We start from the raw sequence: 25438 nt of genomic DNA on the forward strand, positions 1-25438 counted from the left end.
GAACCCGGGTGCTTCACATCGGTGTTACCGGCGAGCCCCGGGATCGGGGTTCGCTCGCCATCATGCTCGCGATCATGATGGCGGTGATCATCCTGCTGGTCGGACTGGTGGTCGACGGCGGCGGCAAGCTGCGCGCGGATTCCAAGGCCGACGCCTACGCGCAGGAGGCGGCGCGCGCCGCCGGTCAGGCGATCGACCCGACCAAGGCCATTCCGGGGACGGCGATCGTGGTTCCACAGCAGGCCGCCGAGACCGCGGCGGGCGAGTATCTGAGGGCCCACGCCGTGGTGAAATCCGGCCACGCCAAGGTCACGTCCGACGGTCGCTACATCGACGTCGATGTGACGATCGAGTACAACACCAAGGTGGCCGCCTTCTTCGGCGTCTCCACCGTCACCGTCAAAGGCCATGCCCGTGCCGGGCTCGTCCATGGGATTCAAGCCCCGGAGGCCGCACCGTGACCGTTACTCAAGGCTCTCGCTCCGGCGCCGGTTCCGGTCCCGGGGCGCACGCTCGCAGCCGTGACGACCGCGGCAGGCGCCGCGGACCCGGCCGCTTCCTCTTCGACCTCGTGCGTGGCCTGCTCAGCCTCGTCGTGCTGCTCGCGTTGCTGATCGGCCTTCCCGCGCTGCTCGTCGTGGCCACCACGACGCTGTTGCCGCGCCGACTACCCGGCCTGGACGAGGTCACCAAGATCCTCACCGCGCCCGACGACGGGAGCGGCTTCATCGCCGCGCTCGCAATCATCGCGTGGATCGCCTGGTTGTGTTTCGCGATTTCGGTCGTGGTGGAGATCCCGGCCCAGGTGAAAGGGCTGTCCGCGCCGCGGATCCGCGGTTTGGGCTGGAGTCAGAAGGCGGCCGGCGCGCTGATCGGCGGCATCATGCTGCTGTTGCCGACCGGTACCGCGCTGGCGGCGGGCCAGGCGCAGGCCGCTCCACAACTCGCGGACACCGTGGCGAGCGCGCCCAGCCGGGTCGTGGAGCAGGAAATCCCGGTCCGGGTCCAGGAACCCGGGCCGAGTGCCGGGCCCACACATACCGTCCAGCGCGGTGATTCGTTGTGGACTATCGCCGAGGAACGACTCGGCGACGGCAAGCGGTGGACGGAGATCGCCGAGCTCAACGAGGGCAAGGTGATGGTGAACGGCCAGCGCTTCGACGCGGCGGACTACGTCGAGGTGGGTTGGGTACTGGCGCTGCCCGCGAATGCCGCGCCGCCCGCCGAGGTCAAGGCCGCGCACGCGCCCGAGAGCGGGTCCGGGGCCCAGCGCGACGACAAGAAGGCGTTGCCGCAGACGGTCACGGTCAAGCCCGGCGACACCCTGTCGGACATCGCCGAGGAACTGCTCGGCGACGGCGACCGCTACCCGGAGATCTTCGCCGCCAACAAGGACAAGCCGCAGTCGAGCGGCTCGGCCCTGACCGACCCGAACGCGATCGAACCCGGCTGGACGTTGTCCATCCCGGGCGCCGCCAGTGCGGAGGCGCAACTGCCGCCGCAACAACAACCACCCGCGCCCCAACAACCGCCTCAGCAGCAACCGCCTCAGCAACAACAGCAGCAACAACCGCCCGCCGCGCAGCCGAAGCCGTTCGTCGAGACGCCGCCGCACATCGCCAAGCAGGACCCGGTCGCCGCGCCGAGCGCCCCCGTCAAGTCGAGCGAGGCGCCGAAGCAGAAGTCCGAGAACCCCAATCCCACCGGCAGCCGGGCCGAGGCGCCGAGCACCGGCGGCGCCGAGCATTCGGTGCCGATCGGCGCCATCGCCCTGGGCGCGGTGGGCGCGGCGGCGGTGCTGGGCGCACTGCTGGTGCGTCGCCGGCTCCAACAGTCGGTCCGCCGGGACGGCCATCGGATCGCGATGCCGGCGCCGGAGGCCGCCGACCTCGAACAACAACTGCGCGCCACCGAAACCCCGGACGCCCTGGACCTGTTCGACCGCACGCTCCGGACGTTGTGCGCCCGGATGTCGGACACCGGGCGGACCCTGCCGCTGATCGACTCGGTGCAGCTCACCGACCGTCGACTCGAACTGCACCTGGCCGCGCCGTCCCCGCCGCTGTATCCCTTCGAGGCGGTGCACGGCGACCACATGCACTGGACCTGCCCGGCGGACGCCGAGTTGCTGCACACCAGCGCGGCGGCCAATGTGCCGGCGCCCTACCCCGCGCTCGCGGTGTTGGGTGAAACCGACGACGGCAGGCAGTTGTTGATCGATCTCGAATCGCTCGGCGTGGTCGGACTCACCGACGGATCCGGTGAGGACAACCTGGCCGTGCTGCGCGCGTTGGCGGTCGAGCTGTTGTCCAACGTGTGGAGCGACGATCTGTGCGTGACGGTGGTCGGCTTCGGCCGCGAGCTGCGCGACGTCGAACGTGAGGGCCGGCAACAACTGCGCTACGCCTACTCGTTGGACGAGGCTCTCGGCCGACTGGCGACCTGGTCCGACGAGGTGGTCGGATTGCTCGACGACGCCAAGCTGACCTCGCCGCGCCAGGCCCGGACCAAGGGCATCCTGCCGGACACCTGGCCGCCGGAGATCGTGTTGTCCCTGGAGCCGCTGACCGAGGCACACGTGCCGCACATCCAGCGGTTGACCAACAGCTACCCGCGCGCGGCCGCCGCGATCATCGCGCCGATCCACTCCGAGCCCTGGCTCAGCGGGCTCGGGGTGACCCGACTGCCCACGGTGCCCGGCGTGGTGACGCCGAGTCGGATCAACACCGACGTACACGTGCAGCGCCTCGAAGACCCGCAGTACCAGGCGCTGGTGAGCATGTTCACGGTCTCCCGGGACCTGGACGGGGTGCCCGCCGACGAGGTGTTGATCCCGGGACAGCGGGACGACCACGAGCCGGAGCCGGTCCAGGTGGGCGCCGGAGCGGCCGGCAGCATCTCCTCGGCCGCCTGGTCCGCGGTCGGCGGGATGGAGCGGCCGGCCCGGATGGGGGGCGGCACCGCGACCGACGTGGACGCCGGGCCCGACGCGGCTCCCGCCTACTACCAGCCCGATCCCACCGACCCCGAGCCGGACGAGCGGGCCTTCGCGGCTCCCGCGCCGAACACGGCCGGCCGGGGCGGCCCCGGCTCCTGGGGCGCCGCGATCCACCCGATCGCCGGACGGCCGTTGGCCCCGCCGGAGCGGATCGAGCGGCGTGGCGGAGCGTCCGAGGACACCGGTTCGCTGCCGCTGCCGTGGTTGCCCGACGACCCGCACGAGTACGCCCCCACACCGGGCGAACGCGTCGACGAGCCCGCGTTGTTCCAGCCCGCGCCGGTCGGTCCGGACGGCCCGGATCCCGCGACGTCTCCGGGATACCCCGAGTCCACCGGCGCGGGGGAGTCGGCGGTCGACCCGCGGCCCACCGCCGGGGTCGGCGCGGAGCCCGGCTATCCGGAACAGTCATATGCCGAACCGCCGTATGCGGAACCGCGGTACCCGAATCCGCCATATGGCGGTGAAGCGCCGGTGCCGCCATCCTTCGAGGAGCCGACCGCCGACGGGTCGGTTCGTGCCGGGTCGGTGTATGCCGAACCGAACGCTCGGGAAGCCGTCGTCGCCACGTCGCAGCACGGCGAACCGGTGACGGAGGACCCGGTGTTCGAGGCGGCCGGGACGACGGTGGGCGACCCGGCGGTCCCGGCGGATTCGACCCTCGGCGAACCGGTGTTCGGAGCGCCCGTCGATGCCGAACAGGCGGCCGTGCGCGACCGGTTGGTCGACGAGCGGTCGGTGTCGGATGTCGGGCAGGACGAAACAGGACTCGAAGGGGTGGACGATCCCGAGGACCACCCCTACGCATCCGCCGAGGAAGCCGGACACCCGGCCGATCCGGCGGCGGCCGCAGAGGCCCCGGACGAGGGAACAGCAGTGCCGATCGACGCTCGGACCAGCACCGGAGAACAAGCCCCGCGGTGGGATGTCGAGGACGCGCCGGAGGGCGGTTACGCGGCCTACCCGGCCCATGCCGCCAACGGACACGGGGGCGTTCGCGCCGACGTGTTCAGCGGCTCGGGAGTCCACGTACTGGGTCCGGACGACGAGGTCGACCTGATGCAGGGCCGCGAGCGCGGCGCACCGGCGCCGACCGACCCGGGACCCGCGCAGGCGAGTCCGGCGGAGAGTGTCGCCGGCGGCGTCGAGATGCCGTCCGCCGAGTACTGGGGTGCGCCGGGGCAGGTGCGGGAGGGCCTCGGCGTAGAGGACTCCGGGATGTTCCTGGTGGTCGCGCCGGACACCGAGACGGCTGCGCCGGAGGCCCCGGAGGTGGGTTCGACCTGGGACGTCGCGCTGCCCGTCGCCGCGCCGCCCGCCGAGGCCCCGGCCGCGTCCGGGCAGCCCTCGGAGGGCTTCGCGCCGACCTACCCGGAGATCCGGATCCTGGGTCAGGTGGACCTGATCGGCGTCGGCGAGGAGGTCGAGCACGGCCGCCGGGCCCGGCTGACCGAACTGGCCGCGTGGATAGCCCTGCACCCCGGTCGTCCACTCGCCGAACTCGACACCGCCGTCTGGCCGCTGGGTGTCACCGCCACCGCGCGCAACTCGGCGATCAGCCAACTGCGCCGCTGGGTGGGCACCGCCCAGGACGGTACGAGCCACCTGCCGGCTGCGGTCGGCGGCGGGGGCTACGGATTCGGGCCGGGGTTCGCCTGCGACTGGTTCCGCTTCCGCCAACTGGTGGCACCCGGTCTGTACGGGAGCCACGAGGTGGCGATGGACTACGCGCGGGCGTTGGACATAGTGCGCGACGCGCCGTTCGACGGGGTGGGTCCGCGCCGCTACGTCTGGGCCGAGCCGTTCCGGCAGCAGATGATCGCCGAGATCGTCGACGTCGCCGCCCGACTGGCCGACTACCACCTGGACAACCACGACCCGCAGGCCGCCAAGCGGGCCTGCTCGGTCGGCCTGGTGGTGTGCCCCGAGTCGCAGATGCTCTACCGCACGATGTTCCGGGCGACACATATCACGGGCGACCGCGCGGAGTTGGACTACTACGTGGATCGGCTGGACGGCCTGTTGGCCGGCCTCGGTGCGGAACCCGAGGCGCTCACCGTCGAGTTGCTCCGCGACCTGCTGGACGACTGATCGGGCGGTGGGCGGAGCGGCGCGGGACGCCGTCCGCCCACCGGCTCGTCCGCGGCGGTCGGCCTCCCGAGCCCGCCCGATCAGGCGCCGCGAAGCAGCAGGACGAGCATTGCGGCGCCGAGCAGGAAGGGGCCGAACGGGACCACGCTGCCGCGGCCCGCGCGCCTGCTGACCGCCAGCCCGGTCGCGTACACCCCCACGCAGACGTACGCCAGCACCAGTGCCTGCGCGAGCGCGGCCCAGGACGTCCAGCCCAGGACCAGGCCGACCAGGCCCGCGGCCTTCACGTCGCCCAGGCCGATGCCGACACCGCACAGCGCGAGCACGAGGTGCAGGGCGTACGCCCCGGCCATCGCGAACAGCGCCCGGAGGTAGGCGTCCCGGTCGAACGGGATCAGCAACAGCGCGGCGAGCACCGGGTATCCGGGCAGGGTCAGCGGGTCGGGGAGCCGCATCAGGCGCGCGTCGCACACCACGAGAGCCGAGGCGAGCAACGCGAAGGCGAGGAAGGCGGGCAGGACCGCGTGGAGGCCGACCCGCCAGACCAGCGCGCCGCCGGTGAGCACGAACGCGCCCGCGATCACCGGCAGGTCGCGACGCAGCACGCCCGCGGTGTCCTCGTCGAGATGGATCGGAGATATCCGCACGGCTCGGATCCTGTCAGACCGAGGGCCGGATCGGCACCGGGTCCGCTCCCTGGTCCGCCGGTTCGGTAGCGGGGCCGGATGGGGTGCGTTTGCAACGGAATCCGTACCGGGTCGGTCACTCGAACGGCACACTGGAGCCGTGCCCAAAGCCATGGCGTTCGACCCGTTCCGGCCGCTTCCCGCTCCGTCCGTACCGGCTACCGGCGACGACGGCGACGCGGCGGTGGGCGACGGCGCATACGTGTTCGACGACGAGCGGATCGTGCTCGCGGTCAACGTCGCGCTGGCCACCCGCCGACCGCTCCTGGTGCTCGGCCCGCCGGGATCGGGCAAGTCCACCCTCGCGCCGAACGTCGCGCGGCACCTGGGGCGGGTCTGCCACACCGAGGTGATCACCGCGCGGACCGAACCCGAGGACCTGCTCTGGCGCTTCGACGCGCTGCGCCGGCTCAACGACGCGCAGATCCACAAGGTCGCGCCGACCATCGGCGCCTACTGCGTACAGGGCGTGTTGTGGAAGGCGTTCGATCCGTACCGCACCGTGCCCCGGCGCGCGGGGGAGCGGCCCGTCGAACCCGCGTACGGGCGGCACACCGGGCCCGCGCCGCAGTCGGTGGTGCTGATCGACGAGATCGACAAGGCCGATCCGGATCTGCCCAACAGCCTGTTGGTGCCGCTCGACACCCTGCGCTTCACCGGGCCGGACGGCGAACCGGTCCGGGCGCGACCGGGCGCCGAACCGCTCGTCGTGATCACCAGCAACAACGAACGTGAACTGCCCGCGCCGTTCGTCCGCCGCTGCATCCTGCTGTCCCTCGAAGCCCCGGACCGGCCGCACCTGTTGAAGGTCGCGCGCAGCCATTTCGGCGCCGATCACGACGAATCGATGGCCGAGCAGGTGGCGGACCATCTGTTGAAGGTCGCGAACGAGTCCGCGTGGGTGGCCGGTCCGAGTACGGCCGAGTTCCTCGACACCCTGCGGGCCTGCCACGAATTGGGCGTCACCGCGGGCAGCCGCACCTGGGACCTGGTCGTGGAGGTCGCACTGAGCAAGGGCCGAGGGAGCGCGAGGCCGCACGGGTGAGCACGGCACGCGGGCAGGTGCATCTCGGCGACCTGGTCCGGGCGATCGTCGCGCTGGAGGTCACCGACGTCGCGGCGGCGGCGGAGATCGCCCGGATGCTGGGGCCGACCGGTGCGGCGGACCCGCGGGAGGGGACCGACGTGGCGGCACAGCCGGCGGCGGAGGACGACGACGTGCCGGATCCCGCCGACCTGGACGAACCACTCGCGATGGACCCGGGAACCCCGGCGCCGCCCCCGGGTGAGGCGGATGGTGCCTGCTCGGTGCTCACGCTGCGCGGACCGACGCGGGGCGGGGCGGGCGTGGGTGGCGCGGTGGATTCGGACGGCCCGGCCGAGGCGGATGCGGTGGGCGTACGGAGGTTGCTCGATCCAGGTGCGGGCGAGGAGCCGACGCAGCCGCCGTGGGCGGTGCGTTGGGCGCCGGGGGTGATGTTCGCGGTGGCCTCGACCGACGTGCTCGGCCGAGTCCTCGACGAACGCGCGCTGGTTCGTGCGGTGGTCGACGGCGCCCCGGTGCGCAGGTTGCCGTTCCGGCCTCGGCCGACCACTCGACTGGGCCTGCAACTCCTGTTGGACGGCGGCGAATCGATGTTGCCCTTCGGGGCCGACCAGCGTTGGCTGCGGGACCTCGCGGACGCCGTGGTCGGCCGCGGACGGGTCGAGGTGCTGCGTTTTCAGGGCACCCCGTGGCGCGGTGTGCGGGCGATGCGGCGGCACGGACGGGTGGGCTACCGGGCACCGGCGCCGGGCACGCCCGTGGTGGTGGTGTCGGATCTGGGCCTGCGCCGACTGCCGTTCAGCGGTGCCGCCGCGGCCGGCGTCGCCGAATGGCGGGACTGGCTCGACGCGGTGCACCGGGCCGGTTGTCCGGTGGTGTGCCTGACGCCGTACGAGGCGGGGGCACATCCGTGGACGCTGCGGCGGCGGGTGGCCCTGGTGTCGCTGGATCGGCGGACCTCGATTCGCGCGGCCTGGCGGGAGAGCCGACGAGTGCGGGTAGGGGCGATCCGGTGACGGATCCGGACCCGGTCGTCGGCGGGCACGCGGTGGTCGGCGGGCGGGCCGAGCCCGGCGCGGCGGAACTCGACTTCCTGCGCCGGTTGGCGGTGGACGATCCGCTGCTGTACACGCTCGCCCAAGCCCTGTGTCTGGCTCCGCACGCCACGACGGCGTTCGTCCGGCGGGCCCGGCTGGAGTTCGTCCCGGCCAGTGCGGCCGGGCTGGAGGCGGACCTGTGGTTCTCGCCGCTGGTCGAGTCCGCCGACGCGCGGGCGGTCGTGCTCGATCCGCTGTATGCGGCGGGTTTGCGGCACGAGTTGGTTCGGAACCCGGTGCGCCGACGGGCGGTCCACGCTCTGACGGAGGAAATGCAGCGGCACGCACCCGAGTTGGTGCGGCGCTATACGCGGTTGGCGCTGGCGGACGCCGGTGGGCCGGACGCGGCGGCGGTTGTGGACGCGGAACTGGCCGGGTTCGCGGCGGCCCTGGCGGTCGATGCCGGCGATGACGACGCGGCCGAGGATCTGTCCCGCTGGCTGGTGCACTTCCTGCCCAGGCTGCCCGGAGTGCTCGCGACCGACGCGCTCGCCCGTACGCTGCTGATCTCGGCGGCGACCCGGCTGGCCGTCGACCCGCCGCAGTGGGTGCTCGACCGGCACGGCCCGGCCGGCGTCGCGGCGGCCCGGGCGGCGGTGCGCGGCCATACGGAGTTGGGCGTATGGCTCGACGACAACGGGCTGACCCTCAGCCGCCCACCGGCGCCGGGCGCGCGGGTGCTCGAAGTGCCGGGTGGGGATCGGGTGTGGGTGGAGTTGGCCGGGGCGGGGGCAGCCGGTGCGGGTGGGTACGCGGTGGAGGTGGGTGCGGCCGAGACGGTGCGGGTGGCGGTCGCGGTGTTCGCCGAGTTGGTCGACGAGGCGTACTCCACTCGGCCGCAGCCCGGGTCTGTTGCGCAACTACGCAGCGTCGAGGTGGTGTTCGGCGGCTCGGCAGCGCTCGCGGACGGCGGTCTGCGGGCGGTGCTGCGGCGCATCGGAAACGACACGGACCTGCTGATCTTCGGCAACGTGACGCCGGTTACCGTGGGGTTGATCGGCACCCCGGAACTGCTGCGGGTCGACCACGCGACCGGCACGGTACTCCTGAGCTCCCACGGGGATTTGGTGGTGGTCGGCTATAGCGGAGCCGAGGTCTCGAGGGTGTCCGGCCTGGGAAGAATTCACGACGCGGTGGTGGTGCCACCGCGGAGGACGGGCCGTCGGCCGGAGGTGATCCTGGCCAACGAACGCGGGATCTGGGCCGTTCGTCCGGATGCCCCGTCCGAACCACCGAGGATCCTGTCCCGATCGACCGGGCCGAACCCTCGGCTCTGGGCACCGGCGCAGTCGTCGCAAGTCGTGGTCGCGTTCGCCGACGGGCACCTGGAGTTCGTCCACGTCGACGGCGGTTCGCCCATGCACGACTCGGGAACCGAACAGCGCCCCATCACGGCCCTGTCCGGAGGGGTGGCCGGCTACCCCCTCGTGTTCGCCAGGCCGGGGCCGGAGTTGGTCGTGAGCCTGACGTCCGCATCCAGCTACGCCATTCGGGGACCCGAGCTGTCTCGGGAGATTCGTTCACTCGCGGCACATCCCGACGGACGCTCGGGTTTGGCCGTGGACGTGTCCGGGCGGCTGCTCAAGTGGAGCAGTGAGCCGGCCCCCGATCGTCTACAGGAGCGGCGACTGCCGTTCTCGGCAGTACATGTCTCCGCGCCGAGCCCCTTCGCATTCGGCATCATCGGGCGGGGTGGCCCGGTCGAGCTGAGGGCCGAGGACGGCCGCACCTTCCTGCTGACGCCTCGTCGAACGGTCGACGCGAAGAGGGACTGGCTGCGGGACACCCTGGTGGGCACGATGCCCATGGACCTGACGCAGGACGACCTGGAGACGGCTCGGCGGTTCGGGATCGGCTGTGTGTGCCTGCCCTTCGCTCCCGACGGTGTGGTCGGTTCGACGGCACCCGCCTTGTTTCGGGCTGCCCGGGCGGCCGGGATCAGAGTCCTGGCCGATGTGGTCGTCGGCCCCGATGAGGTCGATACTCCCCGATTGTTGCGGTACTGCGCGGAGTTGCTCGCGGCCGGAGCCGCAGGGGCGCGGGTGTTGGTGCCGGAGCGTGGGCCTGCGGGAAGCGCCGCCGGGTCGATTCCGGTGCCCTCGGCGGGGTTTCTCGGCGGGTTGCGGACGCTGGTCGACGACCACCCGGGACAGGTCCTCGTGCTCGACCACGGTGCGTGGAGCGGGAGCGACCGGGGAATCGCCGAGGGCGTGTGTGACCTGGTGCTCGCGGGCGAGACGCGCCCGTGGCGATGGGCGGGCAGGTCGGGTGGGGCGGTGGAACCGAACCAGGCCCGGAACTGGCGCGTTTCGCTCGCCGGGTCCGTCGACGGCGACCCGGCGTCCGCCATGGCGATCGCCTCGGCCACGCTGGCACTACCGGGACTTCGAGCCGTGGCCGAGGTGCCGTCCGGACTCCCGCCGGATCGCCTTGCGGCGTTGTTGCGGGCTCGCCGGGGAGAGCGCGCGCTCACCCGTGGCAGCGCGATCCGATTGCCGTCGATCCATGCGGACGTGGTCGCGCTTCTGCGCCGGTACAAGGAGGAGTACGTGCTCTGCGTCGCCAACCTCGGGCCGGACGGGCGAGTGATCGCGCTGACCACGCCCTCGGTACCGGCGGGCCGGTTGGTGGATCTGCTGGATGTCGCCGCGCCGCACCAGGAGCGGACCCGCAGCGGCGGCCCCACGTTGCTCACCCTCGCCCCCTACGAATACCGGTGGTTCCGCGTGCTGACCACCGACGAGCTCTACGCGAGCCGCCCGTGACGATCCATCACCTGCCCGACCCGCGCGGCGCCGTGCCGGTGTCGGCGCCGCGCCCGCGGATCTTCATCAGCCACAGCACCCGGGCCAAGCCCGGACAGGTGTGCTGCCGGTGCCTGGACGCACGCGACGTCCTGGTCGAACAGTTGCGGGCGGCCGGCTTCGAGGCGGTGTACGACAAGGACTTCCTGCGCAGCGGTGACGCGTGGCAGCAGGAGATCGCGGTGGAACTGCACGGCAGCCAGGCCACCGTGCTGCTGCTCTCCCGGCACGCGCTGGATTCGGCGAACGTCGGCTACGAGGCGAGCATCGCGGACGGCAGGCGGCGGGCGGACACCCGGTATCGCTTCATCACGGTGAAGTTGCCGGACGTACGGCGCGCGGATCTGGAGGCGAGTGCGCTCCGGGCGATCCACCTCGGTGAGGCGGACATGTGCGACTGGGCCGACGACGAGATCGCCGGCGGCCGGCTACCGGTCAAGCTGCATGCGGATCTGGCGCAGGTCCGGCTGTGGCACCTGGACCGTTCCTCGCCCACCCGGCACGCGGTGACGTACGCGCTGGGTGAGGCGTACGAGGACCGGTTACGGGCTGCGGCGGATCTGCTCGGGGTGCGCGAGCGGCTCGATCGCGAAGTGTTGCGGGAACGGTTGAGCGAGGCGCTGCTGACCGAGCGCGCCGCGGCTCCTCGGCGCGAACCCGACCCGCTGGTACGGGCGTTGGGCGAGGTGTTGCCGGTGTTGCGGCCGGATCCGGCGGGCACGGTGGCCGACCTCAGCGTCGTGTACGCGCGGGTGCCCACGATCGCCGCCGCGCAGTTGGGCGAGTTGCGCACCCGCGCGGGCGGGCGGGTCGCGGTGCTCGCGGCGACTCGGGGCGGGACCCTGCGGGCCTACCTGCTCCGGGCGAGCGGACACCCGCGTCCGTGGCCGCACCTGGAGGTCACGATGCCGGCCGGAGCCGGGGTGACGGTGGGGTTGATCGCCGCGATCCGGGACCGGGTGGCCGGCTATCTGGACTACGACGGCTATCACGACCCGGAGTTGGAGGGCGAGGACGGTTTTCGGGACGTGATCGAGGCGCACGCGCAGGAAACCGGGCCGATCGTGGTGGTCATCCGACATCTGCCGGATGCCACGTTGATCCGCGAACTGCGGTCGGTCTTCCCACTGTTGTTGCTGCTGTTCGTCACCGACCGCGCGGGCGTGTGCGGTTCGATCGAGGTCACCGAACTGACTCCGTTGACGCCGTCCGGTGAAGGAGAGTTGAAACGTACACACGGCCGGGCGATGCGCCTGGCCGGACACCCGGAACGATCGAACCCGCCCTGGAGGCCCGCGTGACCGTCGGTACGGATCCGGTGTTGGCCCAGACCTGGCGAGCCCAGCGCCGCTGGTCGCTCGCGGCCTCCGCGGCCAAGGCGTCGGTGCAGCGCTGGCGGCTGGTGCGACTCGTGCTCGGGGTGAGCGGCGCGATACTGGCCACGGCCGGCACGCAGGTGCACGGCGATCCGGGCAAGGTGTTGTCCCTGATCGGCGCGCTGGGTGTGGGTTTGGTCCCGCTGGTGACGTCGCTGCGGCTGCAGCCGGCCCGGATCGAGGCGTGGACGCGGTTGCGGTCGGTCGCCGAGGGCCTCAAGAGCGAGGTCTACCTCTACCTGACGTCGAGTGATCCGTACGGCGGCGGCGAGGCCCAGCGCCGGGCGGCCTTGTCCGCGCGTCGCGCCTCCTTCGAGGACGAGGCGAGCGAACTGCTGGCCGAACTGCCGCAGTTGGACCCGGCGATGGATCCGACGCCGCCGACCGTGTGCGATGTGGACGGCTATGTGCGCGAGCGGGTCGACGGCCAGGCGGACGGCTACTACCGCGACCGGGTGGTGCGGATGCGGCGTGGCCTGGTCCGGATTCAGTTCGCCGAGTTCGTGTTGGCGCTGACCGGTATGGCGTTGGCGGTGGTGGCGGGCACGGCGGGCGGCGACCGGCTCGGGGCCTGGGTGCCGGTGGTCACCACGGTCTCGGCTTCGGTGATGCTCTACGGGTACGGCGTGCGGTACCAGGAGAATCTGATCTCGTTCGCCCGCACGGCCGAGCAGTTGCGCCGGCTGCGCGACGATCGCACGGCGCGGATGCCGCTGGATCCGGCCGAGGAGGCGCGTTTCGTCGAGCGATGCGAGAACGTCATCTCGATCGAGACCCAGGGGTGGATGGCCCGGGCCGCGCACGCGGATCCGGGACCGCCGCAGTGAGCTCGCCACCAGGACCGGGGGCGACGCGCGTCGGATGGTGAGCGGCGGCCGGCGCCCGGGATGAGGCGGAACCGGGCGCGCGTACGGCCGTTGAGACCCTAGCGAGTGCGCAGGTGCACGGTCGCCGGGTGTTGCGCGTCCTCCGCGTAGCCGTGTGCGGGTTCGTCCGGGGGCGCGTCCGGTGCGGTGTAGGGGCCGGAGCGCAGGCCCCAGTCGTAGTAGCCGCGGATCCAGTTGCGCATGCCCTCGACGCTCATCTCCACGGCCGTGCGTTCGGTCGTGCCCAGGCCGAGTTCGCCGCAGATCTGGGGCATGTACGCCTGGAGGGTCATGAAGGTGTCGAGTTGTTCGTACGTCATCCTGGTCGCCTCGCGCAGCGCGGTGTCGTACGAGCAGTCGAGGCGAGCGCGCAGGACCACGACCAGGTTGTGCGAGGCGACCCGGCGGCCCTGACGGCCCGGCGACTGGATGTCGTTGATGTACGCGATGGTGTCGGTGGCGGCCTCGCGCAGTCGGCGCATCAGCGGGTGCGCCTGGATCTGGGCGGGCACTTCGAATCTGCGGCTGCGTTCGATCGCGTCGAGGGAGTGCGGGATGCCGGCGGTGTTGCGGCGCATCACGCGGTAGCTGTCCAACGCGGGGACGGTGGGCGAGGCGCTCAGCCGCAGTTCGGAGGCGTGCGAGGCGAGGAACCGGGCCCAGTTGGCCGCGAAGCGGTTCTGCCAGGTCACCGAGGTGCCGTCGGACATCGAGGCCCAGACCTCGGACCAGGCCAGGGTGATCGGGGAGACCAGATCGGGCGGGGTGCCGGGTTCGCGGAACGGGATGGTGATCAGTTCGCGGGCGATCTCCGCCACCCGGTCCGGGCGTTCGGGGGCCGCGTCCGGATCGTCGTCGCCGTCGTCGTCGCAGTCGTCGTCGATGAGGAAGGCCAGCGAGAACCAGTTCATCAGCATGTACTGGTCGTCGGCCGACGCGTGCGGGTAGGTGCGGCCGACCGCCTCCGGCAGGTCCCAGGAGGTGTATTGGCGCAGACCCGCGTCGGTGCGGATCAGGCCGCGCGCGCGGACCCAGTCGAGATGGCGGCTCCGGGCCTGGTCCAGGTACGGACTGATCGGGGCCTCGAACGGTATCGAGAACAGCACATCCTGCGGCACCTGGTCTCCCACCCGTTGCGTGATCATTGTTATGCCGCATCGGCGTCGCCGGCGCAAGATCCTTTGCAGGTGCGGAGAGTGACGTCGACGGGCGCTTCGACACGTACGGTGATGCATTTTCTACGGCCACGTGCGGTGAATCGTGTGCGGCCACGTGCGGTGAATCGTGTGCGGGTGCGTGCTGGTGGTGCGTGTGGTGTTGTGCGTATGCGGTGCCGAGTATCGGTGTTGCGTATGCCGTGCCGTGTATCGGTGCTGTGTCTGCGGTGTTGCTTGTGGGGCCGAGCGTGTGGTGCCCGAGCGTGTGGTGCCGAGCGGTGGGGCTGCGTGTGCGTGTGCGGGCCGTGTGGCGCTGTGCGCACGGGACTTGCGGTCCGGCCCGAGTCAGGCCGCGAGGTGAGCGGTGCTCTTGGTGGAGAGCAGTGCTTTCAGGTCGTGCACGGCGGCACGGCCGGCCCGGTTGGCACCGATCGTGCTCGCCGAAGGACCGTACCCCACAAGGTGGATGCGCGGGTCACGCGCGGTATGTGTACCCTCCATGCGAATGCCGCCGCCGGGCTCGCGCAGGTCCAGCGGCGCCAAGTGCCTGAGCGCCGCCCGGAATCCGGTCGCCCACAGGATGGCGTCGGCGTGTACCGAGGAACCGTCGGCCCACGCGACACCGGCAGCGGTGATGCGATCGAAGATCGGCAGTCGCGTCAGCACGCCGTGCTCGCGCGCGGCGCGCACCGCGGCCGTCGGCGGCAACCCGGTTACCGCCACCACGCTCTCCGGCGGCAGCCCCGCCCGAACCCGCTCCTCCACCCGGGCGACCGCGGAGCGCCCGACCTCGGCGCTGAACTCGCCGTCCCGGAACACCGGCGGCCGGCGGGTGACCCACGTGGTCGTGCCGACCTCGGCGATCTCGGCGAGCGCGTGGATGGCGGACGTACCTCCGCCCACCACCACCACGTGTTGCCCAGCGAACTCGGCCGGTCCGCGATAGTCCGCGGTGTGCAACTGCCGGCCGCGGAACTCGGCGGCGCCGGGGTAGAAGGGGACGAACGGGTGGCGCCATGTCCCGGTCGCGTTGATCAGCGCGCGGGCGGTCCAGGTGCCCCGGTCGGTCTCGACGAGCAGAAGGTCGGCGCCGGCTCGGTCGGCGGGGGAGGCCGCCTCCGGCGACGCGCCTCCGGGCGACGCGCCGTTGGTCGACCCGCCCCGCGTCGAGCGCACGGCCGTCACCGTGACCGGCCGCACGATGTCCAGGTCGAAGGCGCGCTCGTAGGTCGCGAAGTACTCCGGCAGCGCCTCGAACGCGGGCCGCGCCGGATCGATCCCCGGGACTGGCAGGCCCGGCAGCTCGTGGATCCCGTGCACGGCCTCCATCAACAACGTGGGCCACCGGTGCCGCCAGGCCCCGCCCGGCCCGTCGTCGGCGTCCAGTACGACGAAGGACAGGCCGGAGCGGCGCAGATGGTAGGCCGCGGACAGGCCCGCCTGGCCGGCGCCGATCACCACGACGTCCAGGACGCCCGGGTGCGTCGGCGCGTCGGTGGGCCGCCGCGCGGCGGAGGTGGAGGTCGCCGTCGTACTCGCCGTTTCCGTCACACGAGCCAGAACAGGTGGGCCCGGGAGATGCTTCCCGGTCAGCCCGTGGCGTCGACCACGGTCGTGATCCCGATGAGCTGACCGGCCACGGTGACCAGACCGAGCCACTGCCGCACGCCGCGCAGCCCGGCCTTCTCGGACAGCGCCATGGACACCGTGGCCAGGAAGAGCGCGAGCAGGCTCGTGCCGAACGCCACCAGCGACGCGTCCGCCGGGCCGACCGCCGGTTCCCGACAGCCCCACCGCTCCAGGCATTCGCCGGTGGCATTCCAATAGCCGGCGAGCACGAGCGTGGAGTCCACCAGGATCAATACGACCGTGCCGACGAACAGCACCCAGCCCCACATGAGCGCCCGAAGCCCGGGTCCGGCCGCCTCGTCGTGCCCGCTCACCCGCGCAAGCCCCTTCCACCGACCCCGCTCCGGATCCACTCGTGCCCGACGCGCATACCCGGACGTGTGCCTCAGGAATCCGACCCGAGCAGCCTGCCGAGTTGCTCCTGGCAACGATCGAGTCGGGCCTGGAGCAGCGTGACCTCGGCGACCAGTTGCGGCACCAGCTCGTACTCGCCGCGTACATAGGGACTCGCGTCGGCGCCGACCGGCACCCCGGCCAGGCGCGCGTACGACTCGAACGACAGCCCCACCCGCCCGGCCGCACACCCGGTACAACTGCCGACCAGGCCGCGCCGGCCCACGACCCCCGTACCCGCGTCGACCAGCAGCTCGGCCGGATTGCCACAGCCGCAGGCCCCCACCCGCACCGAGGTGACCCGCTGCCTGCTGTACCGGAAGCCGCGTTCGAAGCGGATGTAGTTGCCCAGTACGTCCACCCGCAGCAGCGCCGCGTGCCGATACTCGGTGACGCACATCAGCCCGCGCGCGTCGCTCTCGGCCGTCAGGCAATAGAACCCGCAGTCGCAGCGGGCCGCGGGCGGCCGATGCCGGCGCCCGTACGCACAGCGCGCCTCGGCCTCGACCTCGTACGCCTGGCCACGCCCGATCGACACCCCGGTGAAGCCCGCCCGATCACCGTCCACCGACAACAACAGCGCCGCGACCTTGAACCCCACGGGCGCGACGTCCGGCCGCTCCTCGGGCAGCCGCCGCCGGCCGATCATCGCCCGGCGACCCCCGACGGCACCTCCGCCACACTCGGCCCCGAGGCCCGCGCGTCACCCCCGCGACCCTGCGTGCCCTCGGGCACCGCGGCGTCCCGCTCCCGCTCCTCCTCGACCCGCGTCGCCCGCTCCACCACCACACCCGTTGCCACCGGCCTGCCGAGCTGCATGGGAAACCCCTCCCGAATCGACTCCTCCCAGGATGTTCACCAGCCACACCCCCACCCACACCCGTCGACCGATCCCGACAAATCACCCCGGAAAGCCGGCCAAACCAACCACCGGGTAACCGTGTCGCAAAGCCCGCCCGAACCTTGCTATCCTTGCCGTGCACGCAGGGCCCCGCCCCTGTGCCCACTCGTCCGGGTGGCGGAATTGGCAGACGCGCTAGCTTGAGGTGCTAGTGCCCGAAAGGGCTTGGGGGTTCAAGTCCCCCCTCGGACACCAGCGAGAACCCCTGTCCATGGGGTTCTTTTGCTTTTCCGGACCCATTGCCCCTCGGCGGCTCGCGCGCTCGCGCACCGAAAGTCTTTGACACCCAGGGTAATCGGGCAATTGCTGCACGTGTACGGGTGGGGCGGGGTGCCGGGCGGGGACGGGGGTGCGCGGTGTGGGAGCATCGGGGCCGCTGGGCTGGTGCTGCGACGACGGGGAATCGGGAACATGCTTATTTGGGGCTTCAAGTCCATATTCAAGACGCTTTCCGAGGGCGTCTTTCATTGCCCGCGCTGTGGGGGTGATCGGCAGTATCACCTGAAGTTGGCCCGGCGCTGGTTCACGTTGTTCTTCATTCCGATCTTTCCGTTCAAGCAGCAGGGCACGCACGTCGAGTGCACGACCTGTGGTGGGACGTTCCACGACACGGTGCTGCAGGGTGCGACGAGCGCGCAGATCTCCGAGTTGTTGGGGCAGGGGATGCGGGCGCTCGCGGTGAGCATGCTGCGGGTGTCGGGTGCGCCGTCCACGGCGGCTCGCACGGTGGCCACCGCCGCGGTCGTCGAGGCCGGGGTGGCGTGGTACACGGTGGCGCAGTTGGACGCCGATCTCGCGGGCGCCGGCTTCGAGTTGCCTCCCGTGCTGGTGCCGCTCGGCGACCAACTCCAGCCGCAGGGACGCGAATGGCTGCTCACCCGGGCAACCCTGATCGCCGCGGCCGACGGCGGCGTCGGCTCCGCCGAGCGAGCACTGCTCGACCAGGTCGGCGGCCTGCTGCAGATGACCCCGGCCCACGTCACGGGAGTCGTCGAGACGGCCCAACGCACCGCACCGCACAACTGAACAACCCTCCCGAGATCCCGCCTTCCCGAAAGGGTCGGCGGGATCTCGTGTTTCGTCGGCGCGGCGGCACCGGTTTCGATCGTCGACCGGGTGCCATTGCCGGCCGGCGGGTTCGGGTGGAACCGGGGGTCTTTGCCCGCGAGTTGGGGGTGCGGCGGGGGGTGGTTGTCGAATGGGCGTTCAATTTTGGGTCGGTGGGGGGCAAGGGCGGGGAATGTAGCGGTTGTTCGTCTTCGGGTGAGGGTTCGGCGGCTCCGGGTGGGTATCGAAGGAGCAGATAGTGCGCGTCGCGCGCACCACGGCGACTGCGCCGGATACCGGGACGACCAGGAGGACGTGGCCATGACGCGGATCAGGATCGTCAAACGCCCCGTTTCCCCGCGGCCGCAGCCGCCGGCGGATTTGCGCACCCCGTCGGGGCGTCAGCTGCCCTATTGACGTCGGCGGGTGCTTCCATGTCGCCGTCGACGTCGGCGGACGCTTGCTGCTGCGTGGCATTTCATACGCCGTGCGTACGCGGGTGCATGCGATCAGCGATGTGCAGATCGAGTACTCGCTGATCTCGTGCGGGATCGAGGGCGACATCCCGGCCGCGTGCCGCGTGCCGCGTGCCGCGTGCCGCGTGCCGCGTGCCGCGTGCCGCGTGCCGCGTGCCGCGTGCCGCGTGCCGCGTGCCGCGTGCCGCGTGCCGGGCATCGGGATCACCGCGTGCGGCGTGCTTTCGCGTGGCCTGATCGGTGCGCACTGGTCCCGCGAGCGGGCGGTCGCGCCGGGTGACGTCCGGGCGATCAGCCCGCGCTCCCCCGAGAGCGGGCGCCGACTGCTCCTGGCGGGCCTGACGAACCCCGGCACACGGGGCCTGATCGCCCGGGGCGTCCCGATGCGTCGTCCGCCCGGGGGCGCCCTCGCGGGCGGCGTTGATCGAATGGGCATCGGACGTTGATTGACGCGCGTAACACTTGCGCGTCCAGGCGGCCTCGGCCGCCCTCTCCCGCCGGCCGGATGCCTGTGCCGGCACCGTCCGCAAAAGGAACCGCCCCATGTCCGCCGTGCCCCATGCCGCCTCCTCCCCGCTCCTGCGCTTCACCGGGATTCGGCTCGTGCACACCGCACTGCGCCGCGATCTCGCGCCGATGCCGGGGCGGATTCGTGCCGTACCCACCGCCGAGGGCCCGCTCGTTGCCGATCTGTCCGCCCAATGGCGGCTGCTCGCTCGGATCCTGATGGCCCATCACGAGTACGAGGACGCCTGTCTGTGGCCGGTGTTGCGGGCGGCCCGGCCGGAACTGCGGTTGTTGCTCCATCGCCTGGAGGCCGACCATCACCGGATCGACCACGACCTGACCGTGGTCACCGCGATGATCGGCAGCCTGGACCGGGATCCGGAACGCTCGTGGATGGTGGCCGCCGCCGTCGAGGCGGTGCTGGAGACGGTCGACGCGCATCTGCGGGTGGAGGAGGTGCAGGTGTTGCCCGAACTGGCCGCGGTGGTCGCGGCGGGCGAGCACATCGGCACCCTCGGCGCCTCGCTCGCGGCGATCGACGCCGCCGACGTGTTCGACGCCCCGATGCCGGGCCACCGGGCGCCCACCGACGCGATCACCTGGCTCCTGGACGGGATCACCGGTGTCTCGGGCGGTTGCGCCGAACCGATCCCGGGCCGCTTCCCGGGGCCCCGCACGGCCTGAACCACCTGCGGTACGTCCGCCCCCGATCCCGCCCGGTCCCGGGCCATCGCGGCCGGCGTACGCCTTGACCTGCTCTATGCCGGGTGCCGAGCGGAGGATCCGATTCCTCTCTACTCTTGACCTGATGACGAATCACCCCCCAAATGGCCCATGATGGTGGTCACCCGTGGCGTTTGATGGGGTGTGTGCCGGTCGTCCACGGCACGCGTGGCATGCTGTGCCGTCAATGCTCTGCCGGATGGGGGAACGGCGGCCGTCCCGGGGGGATATCGGATGAAAATGGCCTTGGCGTTCCTTGTCGAGGAGCACTACCGCCTCGACGGCATGCCGCTCGACGTGGTCCGCCAACTCGACGCCTGGGGACATCACGTCGACGTCGTGCGTCCCGGCAGCTCGTTGATCGAGCTGTCCGACCTGATTCGTGCCGGTTCGCACGACGCGTGGGTGCTCAAGACGGTCTCCGGCGGTCCGGGGTTGAGCATGTTGGACGCCGCGGCGGCGCTCGGGCTCACCACGATCAACGACGCGCGGGCGATCCGTTCGGTGCGGGACAAGGCGGTGGCCGCGGTGATCGCGCGGGCGCACGGGTTGCCGATGCCGGTCACCTGGTTCGCCGCGGTGCCCGAGTTGCTCGCCTCGATCCCGGCCGATGCCTATCCGTTGGTGGTCAAGCCGGCCGGCGGTAGTTCGGGACGGGCGGTGCACCTGGTGTCCACGCCGGAGGACCTGGTTCGGCTCGGCGGCGAACTCGCGGGCGAGGGACCGTTGTTGGCCCAGGTATACGTCCCGAATTCCGGAAAGGACATCAAGGTCTACGCGATTTCCGGCGAATTCCACGCGACGGTGCGGCGCTCGCCGCTGCATCCCGGGCACGCGGTCCGAGAGACCCGGGTGCCGTTGTCGAGTGCGGTCGCCGCGCTCATGCACCGGATCGGCGAAGCCTTCGGGCTCGATCTGTTCGGCGTGGACGTCATCGAGGGCCCGGACGGCCCGATGGTCGTGGACATCAACGATTTTCCGAGCTTCCGCTGTGTGCCGGACGGCGTGGCGAGGGTGGCCCGTGCGGTGCTCGATCTCGCGGCCGGAGGCCGGGGAGTCGGTACCGGCGCGGCGGTCGCCGCGAGCCTGGCCGCGGTCCCGAGCGTCGCCGCCCGCACGTCGTTGCGCTCCCGGGCCGTGGTCACGCCCACGCGAGCCGGTACGAATGCCACCGTCGACGCCGCGCCGCCCGCGTACGTCGGCTGACGGGGCGCGTGCACACGTGCTGCGTATCTGCCTCGTCACCGACCGTCCCGACCACCCCTTGCTGGCCGAAGCACGCGCTCTGTTGACGTTGCGTCACGAGGTGGTGGCGCTCGATCCGGACACCGTCACCGATCGGCATCCGATCAGCGCCGACGTGTACCTGCTCAAGGCGCGCACGGCCAAGGCGCTCGCGTTCGCCGAGCGGGCCGAGCGGGCCGGTGCTCGGGTGATCAACTCCCCTGCAGCCACGCGTGCTTGTCAGGATCGGGTACGCATGGCCGAACTCGCCTGGGCGGCCCGGCTGCCGTTCCCGGACACCCGGGCGTTCGCCTCGCCCGGCCGGTTGCTCGCCGCCGATCCGAGGTTCCCCCTCATGGTCAAGAGCCGACACAGCCGCCGCGACGACCTGGTGGCCCGCGTGGACGATCGCGACGCGTTGCGTGCGTTGGCCCGGGAGTGGCCGGACGAACCCATCGTGGCCCAGGAGTTCGTCGACAACGGCGGCTGGGACCACAAGTTGTGGGTGGTCGACGGCCAGGTCTTCGCGGGCCTGCGCCGTACCGCGCTCGACGGCCCTGCGGAGACCAAGCCGATCAGCCCCGAGGACCTCCCGGCGGGCTGGTCCGCGCTCGCGCGTCGGGTGGGCACCGCGTTCGGCCTCGACGTCTACGGGGTGGACATCCTGGAGGTGGCCGGCGTGCCGTCGATCATCGACGTGAATGCTTTTCCCGGCATGCGGGAGATGCGCGGAGCGCCCGAGGCGCTTGCGGCGTTGGCCGTACGGACCGGAAAAGCGGATATGTCCCGCGTGGGTTCGGTGGGGGGAAACAAGCGATTTATTCGGGCGAGTCGGGACTGATGGAACGGTAGTGGTCTTGGGTTTTGTGACTCGGGGCCGAAAGATCGCAAGGATGTGCGGCGGGGCCGATCATGGGATACGTTCTACGCAGTGAATCCCAGTCCAAGAACTCGTTTTTTCAGGACGGCTTCGGCATGCTCATGTTCTCCGCACCGATTCTCTTCGCCCTACTGCCGGTCGACCTGCTCGGGTCCGCTTTCGATTCGAATATGCTTTCGAGCATCCACGAGACATTCATGATGTCGATGCGCGATACATTCATGATGGGTTTCTCGAACCTCCGCGAGACTTTCATGATGTAACCGAGTGGTTGTGGCTTGCCCTCGTCGGCCGGTCGAGGAGTCCCGCGGGCTCACGGCGCCGCGTCGTCGATGCGCCGAAGGGCGTCCCGTGCGTGTGTTGCCTCCGGGGCGCCCAGGCGTTCGTAGCCGGTGAGTGCGGACGACCAGAAGGGGCGGGCGGCCGGGCCGCCGTCGATGGCCTCGGTCGTCCGTGCCAAGCCGACGATGGCGTGCAGTTCCTCCAGCTCGGTGCCCATGTGGCGGGCCAGTTCCGCGCTGATCCGGTACTCCGCGCGGGCGCCGACGCGATCGCCCAGTTCGTAGCGGGCCTGCGCGAAGCCCGCGGCGGCGCGTTGCCGGTGCAAGGCGTCGCCGATCCGCTCGGCGATCGCGCGCCCGCGCGCGAAGTGTTCCAGCGCCTCCCCGGGGGCGCCCAGCGCCAGGTGCGCGTGGCCGACGTTGATTCGCGTGTCGGCCTCGCTGCGGAGGTCGTTGATCTGCTCGTAGACCCGGATCGCCGCGGCGTAGCGTTCCAACGCCGCGGTCGGATTTCCGCGGGCCAACTCGACTTGACCCAAATTATTATCGAGCACGCCGAATTCGCCGAGGCCGTTGCTGCGGCGGACCACGTCGAGCGATTGCAGGTAGTAGCGCTCCGCATTGTCGAAGTCGTTTTGCATGAAATAGAGTTCGCCCAAATTATTAAGAATCTTGGCGGTCTCGCGCCATTCGCCGAGCAATTCATAGACGTCCCGGGCCGAAAGCATGCGTTCGGCTGCCCGGTCGAATTTGCGTAAATGGCCCAGGGCCACCCCGAGGTACAGCAGGACGCCGGCCCGCCCGAGCGGGTCGTCGATCTCGCGGTGGATCGCCAGCGCCTGCTCCAGGTGGTCCAGGGCCGCCGCGAACCGGCCCGCCCGCACGAAGGTCGCGCCGCTCTGCGCGAGTGCCTCGGCCCGGCCGTGCGGGTCCTTCGCCTGCTCGGCGAGCGCGAGGGCCTCGGCCGCGTCGCGGAGCGCCTCCTCGTGCGCGCCCAGCCGCCATTGGATGTTCGCGCGCTCGATCAGCAGATGCGTCTGGGCCCGGAGGTTCGGCGGGTCGACGCGGCGCCAGGCCCGCAGGGCGGCGGTGAACAGGTCGCGGGCGGTTTCCCAGGACCCCCACTTCAACAACGACCGGGTCAGTATTTCCGGCAACATCCGGATGTGCTCCGGCGACTCGACCTCGGCCGACCGGGTGGCGGCCACCAGGTTGGGTCGTTCCCGGCCGAGCCACGCCTCCGCCTCCTCCGCCGTGCGAAACGGCGGCCGGGCCCGGCGGGCGGGCACCGGTCGCAGGCCCGAGCGCCGCCCGTGCGGGTAGGCCAACCGGTCCGCCTGATCGGCCAGATCCAGATACAGGTCCAGCACCCGCCGCAGCGCGTCCGCGCGTTCGTGCTCCGGTTCCTCGCGGTGTGCGGTGTGCATCGCGAAGTCGTGCACCAGGTCGTGGAAGCGATAGCGCTCCAGTTCGGGTTCGCCCAGCAGATGCGACTCGACCAGCTCGTCGATGCCGCGCCGGGTCTCGTCCGGAGCCAGGCCGCACACCGCCACCGCGGCCGGCCAGGCGAGGTCGGGGCCGGGATGCAGGGCGAGCCGACGAAAGACCGACCGGGCGGCCGGCCCCAGTTCCGCATAGGACAGGGCGAACGCCATCGAGATGCCCGGCGGCGCGTCGATCGCGTCCAGCGGTCGGGGCGCCTCGGCCAGGCGCGCGACCAGATCGCTGACCCGCCAGGCCCGGTGCCGGAAACGATTCGCGGTCAATTGCACGGCGAGGGGATGATTCGCGCAGCGATTCACGATCTCCTCGACCAGTGCGCGGTCCCCCTCGTCCAGCTTCCGGGTCTCCTCCGCGATCCGGGTGAACAGCGCCGCCGCGTCGGCGGTTTCCGGTACCTCCAGGGGCAGCGGCCCGGCGCCTTCGAGATCGGTGAGCCGGCGTCGGCTGGTGACCAGGACCCGGCACGTGGGGCTGCCCGGCAACAACAGGCGGACCTGCGCGGCGTCCCGCACGTCGTCCAGCACGATCAGCGCCCGCCGATCGGCCATCTCCCGTCGCCACTGCGCGGCCCGCAGATCCAGGGTGGGCGCCAGGTGTTGCGCCGGCATGCCCATCGAGATCAGCAACGAGCCGAGCGCCTCGGTGGGTTCCACCGGCGACTCGTGCGGATCGTGCGCGTGCAGGTTCAGGTAGAGCCGGCCGTCCGGGTAGCCGGCCCGCATCCGGTGCGCGGCGTGGATGGCCAGGGATGTCTTGCCCACTCCGCCCAGACCGGAAATGACCGTGATCGGCAGCGCGGTGCCGACGTCGTCCTCGCGCAACAACCGGGCCAACTCGGCGCGCCGACCGACGAAGTGCCGGGTGTCGCGGAGCAGCGTGTCGGGTGCGGTCGTGGTCGGCTCCGGCCGCAACACCCGGGCCGGCGACTCCCGTCGGGACTGCGTGGGGATCGACAGCGCCGGGTCCCGGTGCAACAACCGGGTGTGCAGTCGTTCCAGATCCGGCCCCGGGTCCGCGCCCAGTTCGGTGTTCAGCCGGGCCCGGGTGCGCCGATAGGTCTCCAGCGCCTCGCTGTAGCGGCCACAGCGATACAACGCGAGCATCAGATCCGCCACCACCGACTCGGCGACCGGGTGCCGGGCCGCCAGATCCCGTAACTCGCCCACGACTTCCGCATGTCTGCCCAGCCCGAGTTCCAGGTGGATGCGACGCTCGTGGATCTGTCCGAGCTGCTCCTCGAACCGGTCCCGCACGACGGCCGGCCACAGGCCGGGCAGTCCGGCGAACGGCTGTCCGCGCCAGAGCCGTTCGGCCGCCCGCAACAGATCGGCGGCGGACGCCGGATCCTCGGTCGCGTTGGCCCGCTCGTGCAGGGCGCGAAAGCGGCGGAAGTCGACCGCTTCCGGATCCAGTCGAAGTCGGTAGGTTCGCGAATCCGTGGACAACTGCACGCTGTCGCCCGCGATGCGCAGTCGCTTGCGTAATCGGGAGACGTAACTGCGCAATGTCTCGACCGATTTGTTCGGCGGTTCGTCGTCCCATACCCGACTGATCATCGTGTCCGTGGATACCGCCGCGCCTTCGGCGTACAACAGCACGGCCAATACGCATCGTTCCTTGACCGATCCCAATGGGTGCCGTGCGCCGTCCACCCACAGTTCCATCGGGCCCAGCACATGGATCGATAGCACCGCGTTATCCCCCCGCCCCAGCCCCTCCTGGCCAACGCGCCCGGTCCCGAGGTGTCGTCCAAC

19 protein-coding genes and 1 tRNA gene are annotated in these 25438 nt (G+C 71.4%); 13 read left to right on the top strand and 7 right to left on the bottom strand.

Annotated features, from left to right (window positions below; translation table 11 throughout):
• Nucleotides 1–8: 8 nt before the first annotated feature.
• Together ACFXMF_RS09700 and ACFXMF_RS09705 are read left to right on the top strand one after the other, a co-directional pair.
• Nucleotides 9–461 carry a pilus assembly protein TadG-related protein gene (locus tag ACFXMF_RS09700; protein ID WP_360312730.1) on the top strand — a complete coding sequence of 151 codons (453 nt, stop codon included), beginning with the start codon at nt 9–11 and terminating at the stop codon, nt 459–461.
• A gap of 110 nt (nt 462–571) precedes the next feature.
• The gene (locus ACFXMF_RS09705; protein WP_379987913.1) at nt 572–5089 is read left to right on the top strand and encodes a LysM peptidoglycan-binding domain-containing protein; all 4518 of its coding nucleotides are present in this window, start codon (nt 572–574) and stop codon (nt 5087–5089) included.
• 80 nt (nt 5090–5169) lie between these two features.
• On the opposite strand, the gene ACFXMF_RS09710 is transcribed toward ACFXMF_RS09705, so the two are convergent.
• Complete coding sequence (locus ACFXMF_RS09710; protein WP_379987912.1) at nt 5170–5736, bottom strand: prepilin peptidase; 567 nt, start codon at nt 5734–5736, stop codon at nt 5170–5172.
• Between the two features lie 139 nt (nt 5737–5875).
• Between ACFXMF_RS09710 and ACFXMF_RS09715 the strand changes: the two genes are divergently transcribed.
• Genes ACFXMF_RS09715 through ACFXMF_RS09735 form a run of 5 tightly spaced genes read left to right on the top strand, consistent with a single transcriptional unit; the run spans nt 5876 to nt 12924 of the window.
• Nucleotides 5876–6820, top strand: a complete 945-nt coding sequence (locus ACFXMF_RS09715) for an AAA family ATPase (RefSeq protein ID WP_379987911.1) — start codon at nt 5876–5878, stop codon at nt 6818–6820.
• The gene (locus ACFXMF_RS09720; protein WP_379987910.1) at nt 6817–7836 is read left to right on the top strand and encodes a hypothetical protein; all 1020 of its coding nucleotides are present in this window, start codon (nt 6817–6819) and stop codon (nt 7834–7836) included. The genes ACFXMF_RS09715 and ACFXMF_RS09720 overlap by 4 nt, the downstream gene beginning before the upstream one ends.
• On the top strand, nt 7833–10682 hold the full coding sequence (locus ACFXMF_RS09725) for a hypothetical protein (protein ID WP_379987909.1): 2850 nt from the start codon (nt 7833–7835) through the stop codon (nt 10680–10682). The genes ACFXMF_RS09720 and ACFXMF_RS09725 overlap by 4 nt, the downstream gene beginning before the upstream one ends.
• Entirely contained in the window at nt 10679–12022 is a 1344-nt protein-coding gene (locus ACFXMF_RS09730) for a toll/interleukin-1 receptor domain-containing protein (protein WP_379987908.1), read from the top strand. Before ACFXMF_RS09725 ends, ACFXMF_RS09730 begins: the two co-directional genes overlap by 4 nt.
• Entirely contained in the window at nt 12019–12924 is a 906-nt protein-coding gene (locus tag ACFXMF_RS09735; RefSeq protein WP_360312530.1) for a DUF4231 domain-containing protein, read from the top strand. The genes ACFXMF_RS09730 and ACFXMF_RS09735 overlap by 4 nt, the downstream gene beginning before the upstream one ends.
• A 98-nt stretch (nt 12925–13022) precedes the next feature.
• Here ACFXMF_RS09735 and ACFXMF_RS09740 read toward each other — a convergent pair whose 3' ends face one another.
• The 5 genes from ACFXMF_RS09740 to ACFXMF_RS09760 form a co-directional block, all read right to left on the bottom strand.
• On the bottom strand, nt 13023–14081 hold the full coding sequence (locus ACFXMF_RS09740; RefSeq protein ID WP_360312532.1) for a terpene cyclase: 1059 nt from the start codon (nt 14079–14081) through the stop codon (nt 13023–13025).
• A gap of 384 nt (nt 14082–14465) precedes the next feature.
• Complete coding sequence (locus tag ACFXMF_RS09745) at nt 14466–15590, bottom strand: FAD-dependent oxidoreductase (protein WP_379987921.1); 1125 nt, start codon at nt 15588–15590, stop codon at nt 14466–14468.
• Nucleotides 15591–15709: 119 nt separating this feature from the next.
• On the bottom strand, nt 15710–16063 hold the full coding sequence (locus tag ACFXMF_RS09750; protein ID WP_360312534.1) for a hypothetical protein: 354 nt from the start codon (nt 16061–16063) through the stop codon (nt 15710–15712).
• Between the two features lie 71 nt (nt 16064–16134).
• Nucleotides 16135–16791, bottom strand: coding sequence for a hypothetical protein (locus ACFXMF_RS09755; RefSeq protein ID WP_360312536.1), 657 nt, complete (start codon nt 16789–16791; stop codon nt 16135–16137).
• On the bottom strand, nt 16788–16961 hold the full coding sequence (locus ACFXMF_RS09760; protein ID WP_360312538.1) for a hypothetical protein: 174 nt from the start codon (nt 16959–16961) through the stop codon (nt 16788–16790). The genes ACFXMF_RS09755 and ACFXMF_RS09760 overlap by 4 nt, the downstream gene beginning before the upstream one ends.
• A 190-nt stretch (nt 16962–17151) precedes the next feature.
• On the opposite strand from ACFXMF_RS09760, the gene ACFXMF_RS09765 reads away from it, so the two are divergent.
• The 6 genes from ACFXMF_RS09765 (at nt 17152) to ACFXMF_RS09790 (ending at nt 21861) form a co-directional block, all read left to right on the top strand.
• Nucleotides 17152–17238, top strand: a tRNA-Leu gene (locus ACFXMF_RS09765).
• A 216-nt stretch (nt 17239–17454) separates the two neighbouring features.
• Entirely contained in the window at nt 17455–18069 is a 615-nt protein-coding gene (locus ACFXMF_RS09770) for a zinc ribbon domain-containing protein (protein ID WP_360312540.1), read from the top strand.
• Nucleotides 18070–18589: 520 nt separating this feature from the next.
• The gene (locus ACFXMF_RS09775; protein ID WP_380020598.1) at nt 18590–19012 is read left to right on the top strand and encodes a hypothetical protein; all 423 of its coding nucleotides are present in this window, start codon (nt 18590–18592) and stop codon (nt 19010–19012) included.
• A gap of 97 nt (nt 19013–19109) precedes the next feature.
• On the top strand, nt 19110–19757 hold the full coding sequence (locus tag ACFXMF_RS09780) for a hemerythrin domain-containing protein (RefSeq protein ID WP_379987906.1): 648 nt from the start codon (nt 19110–19112) through the stop codon (nt 19755–19757).
• 279 nt (nt 19758–20036) lie between these two features.
• Complete coding sequence (locus ACFXMF_RS09785) at nt 20037–21002, top strand: RimK family alpha-L-glutamate ligase (protein ID WP_379987920.1); 966 nt, start codon at nt 20037–20039, stop codon at nt 21000–21002.
• Nucleotides 21003–21018: 16 nt separating this feature from the next.
• On the top strand, nt 21019–21861 hold the full coding sequence (locus ACFXMF_RS09790) for an alpha-L-glutamate ligase (RefSeq protein WP_360312546.1): 843 nt from the start codon (nt 21019–21021) through the stop codon (nt 21859–21861).
• A 352-nt stretch (nt 21862–22213) separates the two neighbouring features.
• Here ACFXMF_RS09790 and ACFXMF_RS09795 read toward each other — a convergent pair whose 3' ends face one another.
• A complete protein-coding gene (locus ACFXMF_RS09795) occupies nt 22214–25375 on the bottom strand; it encodes a BTAD domain-containing putative transcriptional regulator (protein ID WP_379987905.1) in 3162 nt (1053 codons plus the stop codon).
• Between the last annotated feature and the right edge of the window lie 63 nt (nt 25376–25438).

It is taken from the genome of Embleya sp. NPDC059213, assembly GCF_042754445.1.
GTDB lineage: Bacteria > Actinomycetota > Actinomycetes > Streptomycetales > Streptomycetaceae > Embleya.